Origin of the sequence: Cellulosimicrobium sp. PMB13, from assembly GCF_051294865.1 — a bacterium.
Taxonomy (GTDB): Bacteria; Actinomycetota; Actinomycetes; order Actinomycetales; family Cellulomonadaceae; genus Cellulosimicrobium.
This window is the reverse complement of record NZ_CP145910.1, coordinates 3,920,563-3,938,674: the sequence shown is the minus strand read 5'-3', so window position 1 is coordinate 3,938,674 and position 18,112 is coordinate 3,920,563. Positions and strand designations below refer to the sequence as shown.

General features: G+C 74.6%; 12 protein-coding genes. 8 read left to right on the top strand and 4 right to left on the bottom strand.

What is annotated here, in order from left to right:
• Window positions 1-73: 73 nt before the first annotated feature.
• Window positions 74-2,464 carry a glycogen debranching protein gene (locus tag V5D56_RS17655; protein ID WP_435736577.1) on the bottom strand — a complete coding sequence of 797 codons (2,391 nt, stop codon included), beginning with the start codon at window positions 2,462-2,464 and terminating at the stop codon, window positions 74-76.
• 111 nt (window positions 2,465-2,575) lie between these two features.
• Here V5D56_RS17655 and V5D56_RS17650 point away from each other — a divergent pair, with 111 nt between their 5' ends.
• The 3 genes from V5D56_RS17650 (at window position 2,576) to V5D56_RS17640 (ending at window position 6,726) form a co-directional block, all read left to right on the top strand.
• A complete protein-coding gene (locus tag V5D56_RS17650; RefSeq protein WP_435736576.1) occupies window positions 2,576-3,391 on the top strand; it encodes an electron transfer flavoprotein subunit beta/FixA family protein in 816 nt (271 codons plus the stop codon).
• A gap of 12 nt (window positions 3,392-3,403) precedes the next feature.
• On the top strand, window positions 3,404-4,435 hold the full coding sequence (locus tag V5D56_RS17645; protein WP_435736575.1) for an electron transfer flavoprotein subunit alpha/FixB family protein: 1,032 nt from the start codon (window positions 3,404-3,406) through the stop codon (window positions 4,433-4,435).
• Between the two features lie 158 nt (window positions 4,436-4,593).
• Entirely contained in the window at window positions 4,594-6,726 is a 2,133-nt protein-coding gene (locus tag V5D56_RS17640; RefSeq protein WP_435736574.1) for a PhoX family protein, read from the top strand.
• Window positions 6,727-6,785: 59 nt separating this feature from the next.
• Here V5D56_RS17640 and V5D56_RS17635 read toward each other — a convergent pair whose 3' ends face one another.
• Entirely contained in the window at window positions 6,786-7,838 is a 1,053-nt protein-coding gene (locus tag V5D56_RS17635; protein WP_435736573.1) for an aminoglycoside phosphotransferase family protein, read from the bottom strand.
• Window positions 7,839-8,104: 266 nt separating this feature from the next.
• Between V5D56_RS17635 and V5D56_RS17630 the strand changes: the two genes are divergently transcribed.
• Complete coding sequence (locus tag V5D56_RS17630) at window positions 8,105-9,436, top strand: cysteine desulfurase family protein (protein ID WP_435736572.1); 1,332 nt, start codon at window positions 8,105-8,107, stop codon at window positions 9,434-9,436.
• Window positions 9,433-10,656, top strand: coding sequence for a tRNA 2-thiouridine(34) synthase MnmA (gene mnmA, locus V5D56_RS17625; RefSeq protein ID WP_435736571.1), 1,224 nt, complete (start codon window positions 9,433-9,435; stop codon window positions 10,654-10,656). Before V5D56_RS17630 ends, mnmA begins: the two co-directional genes overlap by 4 nt.
• Here the strand turns inward: mnmA and V5D56_RS17620 are convergent.
• Window positions 10,626-11,105, bottom strand: coding sequence for an ester cyclase (locus tag V5D56_RS17620; protein ID WP_435736570.1), 480 nt, complete (start codon window positions 11,103-11,105; stop codon window positions 10,626-10,628). The genes mnmA and V5D56_RS17620 overlap by 31 nt on opposite strands.
• A gap of 161 nt (window positions 11,106-11,266) precedes the next feature.
• Here V5D56_RS17620 and V5D56_RS17615 point away from each other — a divergent pair, with 161 nt between their 5' ends.
• The 3 genes from V5D56_RS17615 (at window position 11,267) to V5D56_RS17605 (ending at window position 15,691) form a co-directional block, all read left to right on the top strand.
• Window positions 11,267-12,313 carry a hypothetical protein gene (locus tag V5D56_RS17615; protein WP_435736569.1) on the top strand — a complete coding sequence of 349 codons (1,047 nt, stop codon included), beginning with the start codon at window positions 11,267-11,269 and terminating at the stop codon, window positions 12,311-12,313.
• Window positions 12,314-12,473: 160 nt separating this feature from the next.
• Window positions 12,474-13,217: an HAD family hydrolase gene (locus tag V5D56_RS17610; protein ID WP_435736568.1), complete on the top strand. Its 744-nt coding sequence runs from the start codon at window positions 12,474-12,476 to the stop codon at window positions 13,215-13,217.
• Window positions 13,214-15,691, top strand: a complete 2,478-nt coding sequence (locus V5D56_RS17605; RefSeq protein ID WP_435736567.1) for a glycoside hydrolase family 65 protein — start codon at window positions 13,214-13,216, stop codon at window positions 15,689-15,691. The genes V5D56_RS17610 and V5D56_RS17605 overlap by 4 nt, the downstream gene beginning before the upstream one ends.
• A 153-nt stretch (window positions 15,692-15,844) precedes the next feature.
• Here V5D56_RS17605 and V5D56_RS17600 read toward each other — a convergent pair whose 3' ends face one another.
• Entirely contained in the window at window positions 15,845-18,031 is a 2,187-nt protein-coding gene (locus V5D56_RS17600; protein WP_435736566.1) for a prolyl oligopeptidase family serine peptidase, read from the bottom strand.
• Window positions 18,032-18,112 lie beyond the last annotated feature (81 nt).

Below are 18,112 nucleotides of genomic sequence, written 5' to 3'. Positions count from 1 at the left end.
ACTAGGGCACACCGGGCGCGGACGGGAGCCTCCGGCTCCCGACACCGGGTCACCACCTCCCGACACCGGGGCACTACCTTGCGGTGCCCGGGTCCTCCCTCGGCGGGGCGGGCGAGACGTACACCCGCAGGCTCAGCGGCTCGAGCACGACGACGTCGCCCGCCCGGACGTCCTCGTCGCCCTGGTCGTCGGGGTGCTCCCAGTCGGAGTCCCACGCGAGCGTCCACCGCTCGGGGGTGCTGCCCACGGCGGCCCGCACGCCCGGCAGCGTCACCTCGACGGCGTCGAGCGAGCCCGCCAGCACGACGAGGACGTCGCTCGTGCCGGGCTCGGGGGCGGTGCGCAGCATCTGGAGCGTGCGCACGTGCGGGTCGTGCCACGTCCCGTGGTCGATGAGCGCGCCGTCGGCGTCGAACCACACGAGGTCGGGGACCCCGGGGACGTCCGACCCCGGAACGGGGCGCCCGGTGAAGAACGTGTCAGGTCGCAGGGCCGGGTGCTCGCGCCGCAGCGCGAGCAGGTGGCGGGCGGTCGCCAGGAGGTCCTTGCGCCACGGCGACAGGTCCCACGAGACCCACGACGTCTCGTCGTCCAGCACGTACGCGTTGTTGTTGCCCCGCTGGGTGCGGCCCATCTCGTCGCCGGCCGTGATCATGGGGGTCCCCGCTGCGAGCACGAGCGTCGCGAAGAGGTTGCGGATCGACCGCCGCCGCAGCGGCGCGATCTCGACGCCCGGACCGAGCGCTCCGGCGCCGTGCCCGTCCTCGGGGACCGCACCCGTGCCGTGCCCCGCGCCGCCCGCTCCCGCCGCGCCGCCCGCTCCCGCCGCGCCGTCCGGGCCTGCCGCGCCGTGCGGGCCGGCCACGACGGACGTCGCGTCGGGCGTCGCGACCGGGCCCTCGATGCCGTGGTTCCACGACCTGTTGTCGTTCGTGCCGTCCCGGTTGCCCTCGCCGTTCGCGAGGTTGTGCTTGTGGTCGTACGCGACGAGGTCGGCGAGCGTGAAGCCGTCGTGCGCCGTCACGTAGCTCACCGACGCGACGGGGCCGCGCAGCAGCGGCGGGTCGCTGTGGCCGAACAGGTCCGCGGACCCCGCGAGGCGGGTCGCGAGGTCGCGCACGCCGTGGCCCGGTCGTCCGTGCGAGGCCTCGCGCGCGTCGGCGAGCCAGAACTGGCGGACGGCGTCCCGGAAGCGGTCGTTCCACTCGGCCATCGGCGGCGGGAACTGGCCCGTGCGCCATCCGCCCGGCCCGACGTCCCACGGCTCGGCGACGAGCTTGAGCCCGCTGAGCACCGGGTCGGTCTGGAGCGCGACGAGGAACGGGTGGTCGGGGTCGAAGCCGCTCTCGCCGCGCCCGAGCGTCACCGCGAGGTCGAAGCGGAACCCGTCCACGCCCACGACCTCGGCCCAGTACCGCAGCGAGTCGAGCGCGGCGCGCACGACGGCGGGCCGGCGGAAGTCGAGCGAGTTGCCCGTCCCGGTGACGTCGGCCAGCCGGGCGGGCGTCGCGCCGTCGTGCAGGTAGTGGACCGCGTTGTCGAGGCCGCGCCACGACAGGTGGTACCCGTCGGCGCCGCCCTCGCACGTGTGGTTGTGCACGACGTCGAGCAGCACCTCGAGGCCCGCCTCGTGCAGCAGGTGCACCATGCCGCGCACCTCGTCGAGGACGGCGCCCGGGCCGGCGGCCTGCGCCGCGCGCGTGGCGTACGCGGCGTGCGGGGCGAAGAATCCCAGCGTCGAGTAGCCCCAGTAGTTGGTGCGGCCGCTCGCCAGCAGGTGCGGCTCCGGGACGTTCGCGTGCACGGGCAGCAGCTCGACCGTCGTGACGCCGAGCGAGCGCAGGTGCTCGATCGTCACCGGGTGCGCGAGCCCCGCGTACGTCCCGCGCAGGCGCTCGGGCAGCGCGTCGAGACGCTGCGTGAGCCCGCGCACGTGCGCCTCGTACACGACCGTCTCCGACCAGGGCACGTGCGGCCGTGGCGCGAGCGGGCCCGTCGGCTCCGCCACGACCACGGAGTGGGGGACGAACGGCAGCGAGTCGCGGTCGTCCGCCGGTCCGTACGGGTCGTCGCCCGCGTGGCCGCGGATCGCCGGGTCGTCGACGAGCTCGCCCACGAGCCCGCGCGCGTACGGGTCGACGAGCAGCTTCGCCGGGTTGTGCCGCAGACCCGCCGCGGGGTCCCACGGCCCGTGCACCCGGAAGCCGTAGCGCTGACCGGCCCGCACCCCGGGCACGTGCGCGCGCCAGATGCCGAACGCAGGTCCCGTCAGCGGGACCCGGCGCTCGCGGAACCGCGACGCGGCGCCGTCGTCGACGTCCACCAGGCACAGCTCGACGGCGGTCGCGTGGGAGGCCTGGACGGCGACGTCGACCCCGTCACCGGCCAGCTGGACACCGAGCCGGGGGACGGGCGCGTGGCGGTCGACGCGGGCGGGCGCCGGGAAGTCGGACGGAGCGTGCACCCGTCCATTGTGGCGGGTGTCACCGGCCCCGTCGTGCAGCCGCCGGTACGCTTCCTGTGCAGGGCGGGCACGCTGCCCGACCCACCGCCCAGCACAGGGAGTGAGCACTCGATGCGGATCGTCGTCGCCGTGAAGTACGTCCCGGACATCCATGCCGACCGGGCCTTCGAGGACGGGCGCGTCGTCCGCCGCTCCGACGAGGGGACGCTCAACGAGCTCGACGAGAACGCGCTCGAGGCCGCTCTGCGTGTCGTCGAGGGTCTCCCGGAGGACGAGCGCGCGACGAGCGAGGTCGTCGTCGTCACGGTCGCCGGGCCGGATGCCGACGCGGCGGTGAAGAAGGCGTTCCAGCTCGGCGTGGACCGCGGCGTGCGCGTGAGCGACGACGCGATCGCCGGTTCCGACTACTTCGGCACGGCGCGCGTGCTCGCCGCGGCCGTTCGTCGGCTCTCCGCGGAGTCCCCGGTCGACCTCGTGGTCACGGGCATGGCGGCGCTCGACGGGCTGGGGTCCGTCGTGCCGGCGCTCCTCGCGGCCGAGCTCGACCTGCCCCAGCTCACGCTCGCGGGGACGCTCGAGCTCGACGGCGAGGCGGGCGCCCGCACCGCGCGCGTCACGCGCGAGCTCGACGGCGTCGACGAGGTGCTCGAGGCGCCGCTCCCCGCCGTCGTGAGCGTCACGGACCACGCCAACGACCCGCGGTTCCCGAACTTCAAGCTCATCATGGCGGCCCGCACGAAGCAGGTGGAGGCGTGGAGCCTCGCGGACCTCGAGGTGGACCCGGCCGAGGTCGGCGACGCCGGCGCCCGCACGCGGGTGCTCGCCGCGTCGCCGCGCCCACCGCGGCCCGAGGTCGAGATCGTCGTCGACAAGGGAGAGGGCGGCCGCGCGCTCGCCGAGTACCTCATCCGCAACGAGCTGGTCTGAGAGGACGCCGCCATGACCGCAACGACTCCCACGGGAAACCGCACCGTCCTCGTCCTGCTCGACAGCCCCGGCAGCGAGCTGCGCTCGCCCGGGCTCGAGCTCCTCACGCACGCGCGCGGCGTCGGCCGTGTCGAGGCCGTCGCGCTCGAGGCCCCGAGCCTCGAGGTGCTCGCCCAGCTCGGCGCGTACGGCGTCGAGACCGTCCGTCAGGCCGAGCTCTCGGCCGACGGCCACGGCGTGGGCGGCGACGTCGCGCACCTCACGCCCGTCGTCGCCGAGGCGCTCGCCGCGGCGGTGCGCGCGACGGACGCCGACGTCGTGCTGCTCACCTCGTCGTTCCCCAACAAGGAGGCGGCGGCGCGCCTCGCCTTCCTCACGGGCGCCGGCCTCGTCGTCGACGCGACCACGCTGGACGTGGCCGACGACGGCGCGGACGCCGGGCACGTCGTCGCCGGCAAGAGCGTCTTCGCCGGGTCGTGGGACGTGCGCAGCGCCGTGACCACGGAGATCGCCGTCCTCACGGTCCGCGCGAACTCCGTCGCGCCGGAGCCGGCGCCCGAGGCGGTCGGCACCGAGGTCGTCGGGTTCTCCGTCGACCTGTCCGCCGCCGCGACGTCGGCCCGCGTCGTCTCGCGGACCGTGCACCCCGCGTCCGCGGCGGGACGGCCCGCGCTCGGCGAGGCCGCGATCGTCGTCACCGGCGGGCGCGGCACGAACGGCGACTTCGAGCCCGTCCTCGAGCTCGCGGACGCACTCGGCGCGGCGGTCGGCGCGACGCGCGACGCCGTCTACGAGGGCTGGCACGACCAGTTCGTGGGCCAGACCGGGGTCACCGTCGCGCCGCGGCTGTACATCGGTGCGGGTGTCTCGGGCGCCCCGCACCACCGCGGGGGCATGCAGGCGTCGCAGGTCGTCGTCGCGGTGAACAACGACCCGGAGTGCCCCCTGTTCGAGATCTCGGACTTCGCGGTGGTCGGCGACCTCGCCGACGTGCTGCCGCAGGCGGCGCAGGTCATCCGCGAGCACCGGGCGGCCCAGGGCTGACCGCGGCCGGTGCCCGCACCACGGGCGCCGGCCACCACCCGGTGGGCATCCAGAGTTCACCCGCTCGCCACCTGCCGGCACACCGGTCGTCACGGACCGTTCCTAGCGTCGGGCCGACTCCTCGTCACGAGGAGGCCCCCGACCCGTGGAGAAGCCCGATGACGATCACTCCCGCCCCCGAGCGACGCACGATGCTGCCGCTCGCGCCCTACGCGCGCGGCAAGCGCAGCCCGGTGACGTGCCGCCTGAAGTGCGCCGACGCGTGCTCGCACGCGGCGCCCAACGCGAGCGACAACGAGTACTTCCGCGACGTCGCCGGCCGTGCCCTCTCGCGCCGCGCCCTGCTCGGCGGGCTCGCGGTCGGGGCCGCCGTCGTCGTGGTCGGTGCACAGACGGCGACCGCGCCCTCCGCGCAGGCCGCAGTGCCGGCGCACGGCGGGTGGGGCGGTGGCGGCCACGGCGCGGGCAAGGGCCTGTCGTTCGGCCCGATCGCCCCGCAGGCCGCCGCGACGGACGCGTTCGTCGTGCCCGACGGCTACGCGTGGCGCCCGATCATCCGCTGGGGCGACCCGATCCTGCGCGGGGGGCGTGCGTTCGACCCGGCGAACCAGTCGCCGGAGCAGCAGGCGCTGCAGTTCGGCTACAACAACGACTACCTCGACATCCTCCCGTACGAGCGCAACCGCGGGCTGTGGTGGTGGGGCCGCCACAAGGACGACGGCCGCGGCACGCGCGGTCTGCTCGTGACGAACCACGAGTACACCAACCCCGGCGTGATGTTCGACGACTCGTACGACGCCGCGACCCGTCGGGCGATCGAGCGTGCCGCGCACGGCATGTCGGTCGTGGAGGTCCGGCGCCGTCGCACGGGGGAGCCGTGGGAGTACGTGCCCGACAGCCGCTCGAACCGCCGCGTCCACATCGGCACGGAGTTCCGCGTCGACGGTCCGGCGGCGGGCACCGAGCTGCTGAAGACGGTGGCCGACCCGTCGGGCACGCGCGTCCTCGGCACGCTCAACAACTGCGCGGGCGGCACGACGCCCTGGGGCACGGTCCTGTCCGGCGAGGAGAACTTCCACGGCTACTTCCGGACCGCGGGCACCGGGAACGACGCGCGCTACGGCCTGCGCGACGCCGCGACCGGCTACGGCTGGGAGCTCGACGACCCGCGCTTCGACGCGCGCAACGCCGGCTACGAGAACGAGCCGAACCGGTTCGGGTGGATCGTCGAGATCGACCCGTACGCGCCGGACGAGGCGCCCGTGAAGCACACCGCGCTGGGGCGCTTCAAGCACGAGGGCGCGAACGTCATCCTGTCCCGCCGCGGCCACGCGGTGGCGTACATGGGCGACGACGAGCGCTTCGACTACGTCTACAAGTTCGTCTCCTCGCGCACGATGCGTCCGGGCAACAGCGACGGTGCGCGCCGGCACAACAAGACGCTGCTCAGCGAGGGGTCGCTGTACGTCGCGCGGTTCGTCGGTGACTCGCCCGCCGGCGAGATCGACGGCTCGGGCGCCCTGCCGTCCGACGGCGCGTTCGACGGCCGGGGCGAGTGGCTGCCGCTCGTGGTCGACGGGCGCAGCGAGGTGGAGGGCATGAGCGTCGAGGAGGTGCTCGTCTACACGCGCGTCGCGGCGGACAAGGTCGGCGCGACGAAGATGGACCGTCCCGAGGACGTCGAGCCGAACCCGGTGACGGGCCGCGTCTACGTGGCGTGCACGAACAACACCTCGCGCGGCCCGTCGGGCACCGAGGCCGCGACGGAGCCGAACCCGCGCAACACCAACCGCGACGGGCACGTCGTGGAGATCGTCGAGGACCGGGACGACGCCGCGGCGCTGACGTTCCGGTGGAACCTCCTCCTCGTCGCGGGCGACCCGGCGACGAACGCCTCCACGTACTTCGCGGGCTACCCGAAGGACAAGGTGTCGCCCATCTCGTGCCCCGACAACCTCGCGTTCGACGCCGAGGGCAACCTCTGGATCTCCACGGACGGCCAGCCGAGCACGATCCAGAAGTGCGACGGGCTGTTCAAGGTGCCGCTCAGCGGTCGCGAGCGCGGCCGCGTCCAGCAGTTCCTGTCCGTCCCCGCCGGTGGCGAGACCTGCGGTCCCGTCATCGACTCCGAGGACCGGATGGTCTACGTCGCGGTCCAGCACCCGGGCGAGGACGGCTCGTTCGCGAACCCGCAGTCGCGGTTCCCGGACTACGTGACCCCGGGCGCGCCCGTGCCGCCCGGCGCGTTCGCGGGCCCGCGGCCGGCGGTCGTGCAGGTCTGGAAGGACTGAGCGAGCGCTCGTCGTGCCCGACGGCGCCGGTCACCCTCGAGGGGACCGGCGCCGTCGGCTCAGTGGTCGCAGAGGCCCACGTGCTCGAGCCACGCGACCGCCGCGACGCCCTGTGCCCGCTGGAACGGGCGCAGGTTGGGGATGCTCGGGATCTCCGGCTTGCGCGCGGAGTGGAGGAAGTATCCGGCGATGCCGGCGACGACCGCGCGCAGGTCGGCGGGATGGACGTCGCGGGTGAGCGGGTGCGCCGCGAACGTGGCGGCCGCCCACGCGCCGCCGCGCGCGCGCCGCGCGGCGTCCGCCTGCGGCGTCACGGGGCCGACGACGCCCGCGACGCCCTGCATGACGACGCTCGGCAGGAACATCGCCAGGTCCAGCCACCCCGCGCCGCGCGAGGCGTGCGGCCAGTCGACGAGGTAGACGGTCGACGGCGTGAGGAGGACGTTGTCGGCGCGCAGGTCGCCGTGCACGAAGGACTCGCCCTCGCACGCGACGAGCGCGCTGCGCTCCGCCTCGGCCAGCGCGTCGAGGTGCTCGGCCGCCCATGGCACCAGGGACCCGAGCCCGGGGTCGGGGTCGTCGCGCAGTGCGCGCCACCCGGTCGACAGGCGAGCGAAGTCGGGCCCCGTGGGGGGCAGGCGCATCGCGCGCGCGCCCGGGACGGCCGCCAGCGTCTCGAGCGCCGCGAGCACGCGGTCCAGCTCGTCGGGCACCCAGGGCGTGGCGGGGACGTGCCCGTCGACCACCTCGAACGCGAGGACGATCCAGTCGCCGTCGCCGTGCCCCCAGGCGAACCGGGGCGTCGGGATCTGGCGCGGCAACCGCATGGCGATCCTCGCCTCCGCGCGGTGCAGGTCGGCGGCGACCGGCTCGTCCGCCGAGCGGGCCGCCTTGACGAAGAGCCGCTGGCCGTCGTCGAGCTCGAGCACGGACGCGAGGCCGGGGCTGAAACCGGACGTCACGGACGTCTCCCCGACGACGCTCCCCCCGGCGACCGCCTCGAGCTCGTCGCGCAGCGCGGGGGGCAGGTCGCCCCAGCGCAGGCGGCGTCCGCCGGCGGCGACGGGGACGTGGGAGGTCCCGTCCACGGCGGGTGCGACGTCGTCGGGCATCGTGGTGCCATTTCCCCTGGTTCGGCTCACGGGTGTGCCGGCAGGCGCTGCCTGTGCCGCACGGGCCGCACGGGGCTGTCCTGCCGGGGTGCCGGGCCCGCGACGGAACGATCGGCGCGCGGCCTGGTTCGAGGGTCGGGACCGGCCGACGGCCGGGCACAGACCTGAGACAAAATAGCGTGTCTGGGGCGATTGTCCAGCGACGGACCGCAGGGTGAACCGGAGCGGGGCGGCGATTCGTCGGCTGCTTCGTAGACTGGGTGACCGTGACCCAGCCATCCGGCGCCCTCTCCGGGACCTCCTCCGCCACCGCCCGGGGAGTCGCGTACCTCGACCACGCCGCCACGACACCCCTCTCGGCGGCCGCTCGGGACGCCCTCGTCGACGAGCTGTCGCGCACGGGCAACCCGTCCTCGCTGCACGCCGCGGGCCGCGCCGCGCGGCGCACGGTCGAGGAGGCGCGCGAGGCGGTCGCCGCGGCGCTGGGTGCACGGCCGAGCGAGGTCGTGCTCACGGCGGGGGGCACCGAGGCGGACAACCTCGCGATCAAGGGCCTGTTCTGGGGCCGGCGCACGACCGACCCGAGCCGCCGTCGCATCGTCGTCTCCGCGGTCGAGCACCACGCGGTCCTCGACCCGGCGTTCTGGATGGCGGAGCACGCGGGTGCGGAGATCGTGCTGCTGCCGGTCGACGCGCAGGGTCGCGTCGACCTCGACGCGCTGCGGGCCGAGCTCGCGCAGCACGCCGACGAGATCGCGCTCATCTCGGTCATGTGGGCGAACAACGAGGTCGGCACGCTGCAGCCCGTGCACGAGGTCGTCCAGCTCGCGCGCCCGCACGGCATCCCGGTGCACTCGGACGCCGTGCAGGCCGTGGGTCAGGTCCCGGTCGACTTCGCGGCGAGCGGCCTCGACGCGATGACGGTCTCGGGGCACAAGCTCGGCGGGCCGGTGGGGGTGGGGGCGCTGATCGCGCGGCGCGACGCGCCGCTCACACCCGTGCTGCATGGTGGCGGCCAGGAGCGCGGCGTACGGTCCGGGACGCTCGACGCCCCCGCGATCCGCGCGTTCGGCGTCGCGGTCGCGGAGGCGGTCGCGAGCCGCGCGGAGCGGGCGCGCCACCTGCAGTCGCTGCGCGACGAGCTCGTCGCGGGAGTGCGCCAGGTGGTCCCGGACGCCGTCCTCAGCGGTCCCGAGACCGCTCCCGGCACGGGCGAGGAGGCCGACGCGAGGCTGCCCGGGAACGCCCACTTCACGTTCCCCGGGGCCGAGGGCGACTCCCTGCTCTACCTGCTCGACTCCGCCGGGGTGCAGGCGTCCACCGGGTCGGCGTGCCAGGCGGGGGTGCCGCAGCCGTCCCACGTCCTGCTCGCCATGGGCGTCCCGGAGAACGACGCGCGCGGCGCCCTGCGCTTCTCGCTCGGGGCCTCGTCCACGCCCGACGACGTCGCGCACCTCCTCGACGCGCTGCCCGCCGCGGTGGACCGCGCCCGGGCGGCCGGGCTCGCGTCGTCGCCCGCCCGGACCCGGCCGGCGGCCCCGCCGCCCCCCGCGCCGGTGACGACGAGCGCGCCCGTCGCGAGCGGGGGTGCGGCATGAGGGTGCTCGCCGCGATGTCCGGCGGCGTGGACTCCGCGGTCGCCGCGGCCCTCGCCGTCGAGGCGGGGCACGACGTCGTCGGCGTCCACATGGCCCTGTCCCGCAACCGGGACCAGTTCCGGACCGGGTCGCGGGGCTGCTGCTCGATCGAGGACGCGGGCGACGCGCGGCGCGCCGCCGACGTGCTCGGCATCCCGTACTACGTGTGGGACCTCTCGGAGCGGTTCGAGGACACCGTCGTGGCCGACTTCCTCGCCGAGTACGAGGCCGGCCGCACGCCCAACCCCTGCGTGCGCTGCAACGAGCACATCAAGTTCGAGGCGCTGCTCGACAAGGCGACCGCGCTCGGCTTCGACGCCGTCGCGACCGGCCACTACGCGCGCGTCGTGACGCGCGGGGCGGCCCCGGACGGGACGGGCGGCGTTCGCGAGCTGCACCGATCGCCGAACGCGGCGAAGGACCAGTCCTACGTGCTCGCGGTCATGGGACCCGAGCGGCTCGCGCGCGCGATGTTCCCGCTCGGCGACTTCGCGTCGAAGGACGAGGTCCGCGCCGAGGCCGCGCGCCGCGGGCTCTCCGTCTCGGCCAAGCCCGACTCGTACGACATCTGCTTCGTCGCCGACGGCGACACGCAAGGGTTCCTGCGCGACCGGCTCGGCTCGCGCCCCGGCGAGGTCGTCGACACCGAGGGCCGCGTCCTGGGCGAGCACGACGGCGCGTACTCGTACACGGTCGGCCAGCGCAAGGGGCTCGGGATCGACCGCCCGGCGCCCGACGGTCGGCCCCGCTACGTGCTCGACGTGCAGCCCGCGGCGAACCGCGTGGTCGTCGGACCGGCCGAGCTGCTGAGCGTCGACCGGATCGAGGCCGGGGGAGCGGTCTGGTTCGACGGCGTCCTCGACGGCCCCGCACCGCTCGCCCGACCGGGGGATCCGTTCGACGCCGAGGTGCAGGTCCGCGCGCACGGCGCCCCGGTGCCCGCGCGCGTACGGGCCACCGACGGCGGCTCCGCCGACGTGGGGGACACGGCGGCGATGACGGTCGAGCTCACGGGCACGCCGCTGCGCGGCGTCGCCGCCGGGCAGTCGCTGGTCGTCTACGCGGGCACGCGCGTGCTCGGCCAGGCCACGGTCGACCGGGCCTACCGTGCCTCGCGTGCGTCCCGTGGCGCTCCCGCCCCGGTGTCGGCTCAGCCCGCCCGCACGGCGGTGTCGTCCTGAGCGAGGGCTCGCGCGAGCGCCGGCTCGTCGCGCACGCACCAGTGCTCCACCTCGCGCCCCTCCGCGAAGCGCAGCACGTGCATCTCGCGCACGCGGAAGCGTCGCCCCGTCGGCGCGAGCCCGCGGTAGAAGCCGGTGTGGCGCGCGCTCACCTCGACGTGCAGCGCGACGAGGTCGCCCTCCGCGACGGCGTGCAGCACGTCGACGCGCTGGTCGTCGAACGCGTCGGCGTGCCAGTGCATGGTCGCGACGAGCGACTCGACCCCGCCGTCCCGGCCGGCGTCGTGGTCGCGGAACCCGGGCGCGAGCAGCGCGGCGAGCGCGTCGGCGTGGTTGCCCGGGATGGCCTGCGTGTGCACGGTGATCGCGACGGCCTTGTTGACCGCCGTGGCACCGCGCAGGCCGTGGTCTGGTGCCGTCGTGCGACGGCCGTCGTCGTGGACCCTCATGTCGGTCGTGTCCTCCGGTGGGTACCGTCCCGGGCAGAGGTGCGCCCCCGGGCCTCGGCGAGGTCTCGGCACGGCTCCGTCCTTCGAGTACTCCTGGAGAGAGGTGACGGACGCATGATCCGTGACGTACGTGGTGCCCCGGCTGTCCGGGGAGCGGTCCGATGACGGCCGTGACGGGCCTGGGGCCCTGGCCCGGCGGCGAGGGCGAGGTCCTCGAGGCGCAGCTCACGGTGCTCGGCGACCTCGCCGCGGTGCCCACGGGGGTGCGCGGGATCCCGTTCCTCGCGCAGCTCGTCGGGCGCGGTCCCGGCGCCGACGCGACGGGGCGCACGGCCGCGCTGCTGCCCGGCCTGCCGGTCGAGCTCGGTCCGCACGGCTGGAAGCTCGCCGACCACCCCGGTGCCGACGAGCGCCGCGCCGAGGCACTGGTCCGCGAGGACGTCGAGGCGCTCGCGATCGCGGCCTCCGGGTACACCGGTCCGCTCGCCGTGACGGTGCAGGGCCCGTGGACGCTCGCGGCGGAGCTCTACCTGGCGCGCGGCGACCGCGTGCTGTCCGACCGGGGCGCCGTCCACGACCTCGTGGAGGCGCTCGCGGCCGGGGTGGGTGAGCACGTCGCCGAGGTGCGGCGCCAGGTCCCCGGGGCCGACGTCGTCGTGCAGCTCGACGAGCCCCTGCTCGCCGCGGTCGGGGCGGGCGCCCTGCCCACCTTCTCGGGATTCTCGCGGCTGCGCGCGGTCGCGGGACCGGACCTCGTCGACGGTCTGCGGCCGGTGCTCGACGCCGCGCGCGCGTCCGACGCGTCGACGGTCGTGCACGTGGGGTCGGCGCGGGTCGGGATCGCGCCGGTCGTGCTGGCGGGTGCGGACGCCGTCGGGCTGGCCCTGGGCGCGTGGGACGAGCGCCTGTGGGAGACGGTCGCGCGGGCCGTCGAGCGGGGCGTGGGGCTGTGGGCGGCGCTGCCGCCCGCGAAGGTCTCGCAGTGCGCCGGCCCGGCGCTCGGCGAGCTCGCGGACCTCGTCGCGACGCCCTGGCGCCGCATCGGTCTCCCACCTGCCGCTCTCGACGACGTGACGCTCCTCGGCGCGTCGCGCACGCACGCGGCGGGACTCGGTCGGGTGGTCGGGGGGACGCCCGACGAGCACCGTGCGCTGCTCGCGAACCTCGGCCGCGTCGCGGAGGTGCTCGCGGAGCGCGCGCAGGACTGAGCGGCTTCTCGCGAACCTCCCCCGGTGCGTAGGCTGGTCCTCGGCGCGGGCGCCACCCGCCCGGGTGGTCCTCGCGTGCCACGACCTGTCATGATCCTGCACGCCCGGACCGACCAGAGATCGGACCGCTCCCCGCCCCCGCCCACCGCGAAGGACCCCCATGCCCGTCCTGCGAGCCGTGCTCTTCGACCTCGACGGCGTCCTCACCCCGACCGCCGAGCTCCACATGCGCGCCTGGGAGCGCCTGTTCGCCCCGTTCAGCACGGAGCGCGGCCTGGCGCCCTACACGTCCGCCGACTACTTCGCCCACATCGACGGCAAGCCGCGCTACGACGGCGTCGCGACGTTCCTCGCGTCGCGGGGCGTCGAGCTGCCGCGCGGCACGGCGGACGACGCCCCGGGCGAGGACACCGTGTGCGCGCTCGGCAACCGCAAGGACGAGATCGTCAACCGGATCTTCGCCGAGGAGGGCATCTCGCCCTACCCGGGCTCGGTCCGGTTCCTCGACGCCGTGACGGCGGCGGGCGCGGCCGTCGCGGTCGTGTCGTCGTCGCGCAACACCCCGGCGGTCCTCGCCGCCGCCGGCCTCGCGGACCGCTTCACGGTGGTCGTGGACGGCAACGTCGCGGCGCGCGAGGGCATCCCCGGCAAGCCGGGGCCGGACATGTTCCTGCGTGCCGCAGAGCTCCTCGGCGTGCCGCCCGTCGCGGCGGTCGTCGTCGAGGACGCGCTTTCCGGCGTGCAGGCCGGGGCGGCCGGTGGATTCGGCCTGGTGGTCGGCGTCGACCGGGGCGTGGGTCCCGAGGTGCTGCGGGAGCACGGCGCGGACCTCGTCGTGCGCGACCTCGAAGACCTCGACGCCGCCGTCCTCGACGCGCCTGCCCGCGAGGGTGGTGCCGCGTGATCCGCAAGACCTCCGACGAGCAGAACACGATCGACCGGCTCCGGTTCCCCGCCGACCCGTGGCGCCTCGTCGAGGCGCGGTTCTCCGCGGCGGACCTCGGGGTCACGGAGACGCTGTTCGCCACCGCCAACGGCTACCTCGGCATGCGCGGCAACGTCGAGGAGGGGCGCGAGTCGCACGCGCACGGCACGTTCATCAACGGCTTCCACGAGACCTGGTCGATCCACCACGCCGAGGAGGCGTACGGGTTCGCGAAGGTCGGCCAGACCATCGTCAACGTGCCCGACGCCAAGGTGATCCGCCTCTACGTCGACGACGAGCCGCTCCTGCTGCCCGTCGCGGACCTCGTCGACTACGAGCGCTCGCTCGACCTGCGCGACGGCGTGCTGCGCCGCGAGCTACTGTGGCGCACGCCGTCGGGCAAGCGCGTGCGGATCCGGTCGGAGCGCATGGTCTCCTTCGTCGAGCGCCACCTCGCCGTCATGACGTTCGAGGTGACGATGCTCGACGACGCGGCCCCCGTCGCCATCTCGTCGCAGGTGCTCAACCGGCAGGACGGGCAGGACGAGTACCACGTGCGTGCGGCGTCCCTCGGGGAAGGGTTCGACCCGCGCAAGGCCGAGCAGTTCGCCGGGCGGGTCCTCCAGCCGCAGACGCAGTGGGGCGACGACGAGCGCCTCGTGCTGTCGTACCGGTGCACGAACTCGGGCATGACGCTCGCCGTCGCCGCGGACGACCACCTCGAGACCGAGAACGAGTGGGACGTGCGCACCCAGGTCGACGAGGACCTCGCGAAGCACGTGTTCCGCGTGCACGCCGAGCCCGGGCGACCGATCCGGCTCACGAAGACCGTCGCGTACCACACGTCGCGCGGCGTCCCGTCGCGCGAGCTCGTGGACCGCTGCCGGCGCTCGCTCGACCGCGTCCGGGACCGCGGCATCGCGGCGGAGATGGCCGACCAGCGCGCCTGGCTCGACGACTTCTGGGCGCGGTCCGACGTCGAGGTCGAGGGGCGTCCGGAGATCCAGCAGGCCGTGCGCTGGAACCTCTTCCAGCTCGCGCAGGCGACGGCGCGCGCGGAGGGCAACGGCGTCCCGGCGAAGGGCCTGACCGGCTCCGGCTACAGCGGGCACTACTTCTGGGACACCGAGATCTACGTCCTGCCCTTCCTCACCTACACGAGCCCTCGGTACGCGCGCAACGCGCTCCGGTTCCGCTACCAGATGCTCGACGCCGCGCGGCGCCGGGCGCAGGAGCTGTCGCAGAAGGGCGCGCTCTTCCCGTGGCGCACCATCAACGGCGAGGAGGCGTCGGCGTACTACGCCGCCGGCACCGCGCAGTACCACATCGACGCCGACGTCAGCTATGCCCTCGTGCAGTACGTGCGCGCGACGGGTGACACGGACTTCCTGCGGCGCGAGGCCGTCGACATCCTCGTCGAGACGGCCCGGATGTGGGAGGACCTCGGGTTCTGGCGCGTCAACGGGGACGACAACTTCCACATCCACGGCGTCACCGGCCCGGACGAGTACACGACCGTCGTCAACGACAACCTCTTCACGAACGTCATGGCGCGCTTCAACCTGCGCGCGGCGGCGCTCGTCGTCGAGCGGATGCGCGAGGACTACCCCGACGACTACGCGCAGATGGCCGACCGGCTCGGCCTCGGCATCACCGAGCCCACGGAGTGGGTGCGCGCGGCGGACCACATGTCCATCCCGTACGCCGAGGGCATCGGCATCCACCCGCAGGACTCGCACTTCCTCGAGCGCGAGATCTGGGACCTCGCGCACACCCCCGCGGACAGGCGGCCGCTCCTGCTGCACTACCACCCGCTCGTCATCTACCGCTACCAGGTGCTCAAGCAGGCCGACGTCGTGCTCGCGCTGTTCCTCCAGGGCCAGCACTTCACGGCCGAGGAGAAGCTCGCCGACTTCGAGTACTACGACCCGTTGACGACCGGCGACTCGACGCTCTCGGGCGTCGTGCAGTCGATCATCGCGGCCGAGGTCGGGTACCACGAGCTCGCTATCGAGTACTTCCTCTCGTCGCTGTTCGTGGACCTCGCGAACCTCCACGCCAACGCCGCCGACGGCGTGCACGTCGCCTCCGCGGGCGGCACGTGGACGGCCCTCGTGTGCGGGTTCGGCGGCATGCGCGACCACAACGGCGAGCTGACGTTCGACCCGCGGCTGCCGCAGGGCTGGGAGTCGCTCGCGTACCGCCTCACGTGGCAGGGGTCGCGGCTCAAGGTCACCGTGCTGCCCGACGCGATCGAGCTCGTCGTCGAGACGGGCGACGCGGTGCAGGTCTCCGTGCGTGGCAAGGACGTCGACGTCGCGCCGGGCGAGGTCACGCGCGTGCCCCTCGAGGACCAGGGGCCGGTCCGGCCCGGTCGTCCGAGCCTGCGCGCGCTGTCCGGCAACCGCCGCGAGGACGGCACGCTCATCACCGCGACGGTCCCGCACTCCTGAGCCTGCGCGCGGCGTAGAGCTCTGGTTGGCGAGATAGAGCCCTGGTCGGACGACCAGGGCTCTATCTCGGGAACCGAGGCTCTATCTCGGGAACCAGGGCTCTACCTCGGCGGCAGGGACCCTTGTCTCGATGGTTGCCGGGCGACGCGTCTCTCAGGCCAGGCGCTCGGCGAGGAAGCGGTAGTGCACCGCTGCCATGTGGGCGGCCTGGGCGTTGTTCGCGGCGCCGCCGTGGCCGCCCTCGATGTTCTCGTAGTACGTGACGTCCTTGCCCGCGGAGAGCATGAGCGCGGCGAGCTTGCGGGCGTGGCCCGGGTGGACGCGGTCGTCCTTCGTCGACGTCGTGAAGAGCACCGGCGGGTACTCGCGGTCGCTGTCGAACAGGTGGTACGGCGAGAACGTGCGGAGGAACTCCCACTGGTCCGGGTCGTCCGGGTCGCCGTACTCCGCGGCCCACGACGCGCCCGCGAGGAGCTTCGTGTAGCGCTTCATGTCGAGCAGCGGGACGCCGACGATCACCGCGGCGAACAGGTCGGGGTACTGCGTGAGCATGTTGCCCGCGAGCAGGCCGCCGTTGGAGCGGCCCTCCATGCCGAGGTGCTCGTGCGTCGTGATGCCGCGCGCGACGAGGTCGCGCGCGACCGCGGCGAAGTCCTCGTAGGCCCGGTGCCGGTCGGCCTTGAGCGCGGCCTGGTGCCACGCCGGCCCGTACTCGCCGCCGCCGCGGATGTTCGCGACGACGTACACGCCGCCCTGCGAGAGCCAGGCGCGACCGAGCGCGCCCGAGTAGCCGGGCGTGAGGGAGACCTCGAAGCCGCCGTACCCGTAGAGGAGCGTGGGTGCCGTGCCGGTGGCGCCCGCGACCAGGTCCGCGCGGCCGACGACGAAGTACGGGACGCGCGTGCCGTCGTCGGACGTCGTGAAGTGCTGGGCGACCGTCAGGCCGGACGTGTCGAAGAACGCCGGGTTCGACTTGAGCGGCTCGGGCGCGACGGCGTCCCCGGGGTGCTCGCCGAGGCGGACCAGCGACAGCGTGGTCGGCGTGAGGTAGTCGGTCGTGACGAGCCACAGGTCGTCCGTCTCGACCGGGTCGACCGCGCCGACGCCGATCGTGCCGAGCGTGGGCAGGCCAGGGATCTCGGAGCGCACCCAGGGCGCGTCCGTGCCCGACGCCGCGCGCTCGCCCACGGCGTGGTCGTCGCCCTCGGGCGTGGCGGGCGGGGTGAGGACGTGGAGGCGGTTCTTCACGTCGTCGAGCACGTTGACGACGAGGTGGTGGCGCGTCCACGTCGCGCCCGCGAGCGACGTCGTGGCGGTGGGCTCGAAGAGCACGGTGAAGCCGCGGTCGCCCGCGAGGAAGTCGTCGAGGCGCGTGACGAGGAGCGACCCCGCCACGTAGGTCGCGCCGCCGGCGGTCCAGTCGTCGCGCAGCTCGACGAGCATCCACTCGCGGCGCACGCCGACCTCGGCGGAGTCGGGGACGTCGATCTTCGTGAGGACCTGCTCGGGCGTCCCGGGGTTCTCGGCGAGGTAGAGCTCGTCGGAGTAGAACGCCTTCGAGCGGTGCACGAAGTCGCGCTCGAACCCGGGGGTGTGCGAACGCCACGCCGAGATGTACATGTCCTCGTCGGTGCCCTCGAACACCGTCACGGCGTCGGCGAGCGGCGTGCCGCGCGTCCAGCGCTTGACGACGCGCGGGTAGCCCGACGGCGTGAGCGTCCCCGGGCCGAAGTCGGTGAAGACGTAGACGGTGTCGGCGTCGACCCAGCCGAGCGACCCCTTCGCCTCGGCGCGGTGGAAGCCGCCCTCGGCGGGCTCGACGAAGCGCTTCTCGACGAGGTCGAACTCGCGCGTCACGTCGGCGTCGGAGCCGCCGGGGGAGAGCTCCACCAGTGCGTGCCGCCAGGGCTCACCCGCGGCGAGCTGCTCGGGCGTCGGCCGCAGGACGCTCGCGCCGTGCCACACCCAGCTCTCGCCCTCGCGCGCCGCGAGGGCGTCGAGGTCGAGGACGGTCTCCCACTCGGGCGCGTCGGTGCGGTAGGAGTCCACGGTCGTGCGGCGCCACAGGCCGCGCTCGTGCTGGGCGTCGCGCCAGAAGTTGTACAGGCGGTCGCCGATGAGGGAGACCTCGGGGATCTTCGCGTCGGAGTCGAGGACCTCGCGGATCGCCGTCTCCGTCGCGGCGAACGACGCGGGCACCTCGAGCGTCGCGGCGACCTCGGCGTTGCGGGCCCGCACCCAGGAGAGTGCCTCGTCGCCCTCGACCTCCTCGAGCCACAGGTACGGGTCGGTGTCGGTGGTCGCAGGAGTGACCGCGTCCGTCACGTGCTCGGCTGTCATGGGACCCCACCCTACGGCGACGGTCCGGGCCGGGACCAAAGACCTGTGTTCGCCGCGACACGCACCGGACCTTGTCGCGGG

Excerpts from the sequence above, each read along its gene's own strand:
- V5D56_RS17635 (WP_435736573.1), bottom strand. The coding sequence starts at position 7,838 with ATGCCCGACGACGTCGCACCCGCCGTGGACGGGACCTCCCACGTCCCC.
- V5D56_RS17645 (WP_435736575.1), top strand. The coding sequence starts at position 3,404 with ATGACCGCAACGACTCCCACGGGAAACCGCACCGTCCTCGTCCTGCTC.
- V5D56_RS17640 (WP_435736574.1), top strand. The coding sequence starts at position 4,594 with ATGACGATCACTCCCGCCCCCGAGCGACGCACGATGCTGCCGCTCGCG.
- V5D56_RS17615 (WP_435736569.1), top strand. The coding sequence starts at position 11,267 with ATGACGGCCGTGACGGGCCTGGGGCCCTGGCCCGGCGGCGAGGGCGAG.
- V5D56_RS17620 (WP_435736570.1), bottom strand. The coding sequence starts at position 11,105 with ATGAGGGTCCACGACGACGGCCGTCGCACGACGGCACCAGACCACGGC.
- V5D56_RS17600 (WP_435736566.1), bottom strand. The coding sequence starts at position 18,031 with ATGACAGCCGAGCACGTGACGGACGCGGTCACTCCTGCGACCACCGAC.
- V5D56_RS17610 (WP_435736568.1), top strand. The coding sequence starts at position 12,474 with ATGCCCGTCCTGCGAGCCGTGCTCTTCGACCTCGACGGCGTCCTCACC.
- mnmA (WP_435736571.1), top strand. The coding sequence starts at position 9,433 with ATGAGGGTGCTCGCCGCGATGTCCGGCGGCGTGGACTCCGCGGTCGCC.
- V5D56_RS17650 (WP_435736576.1), top strand. The coding sequence starts at position 2,576 with ATGCGGATCGTCGTCGCCGTGAAGTACGTCCCGGACATCCATGCCGAC.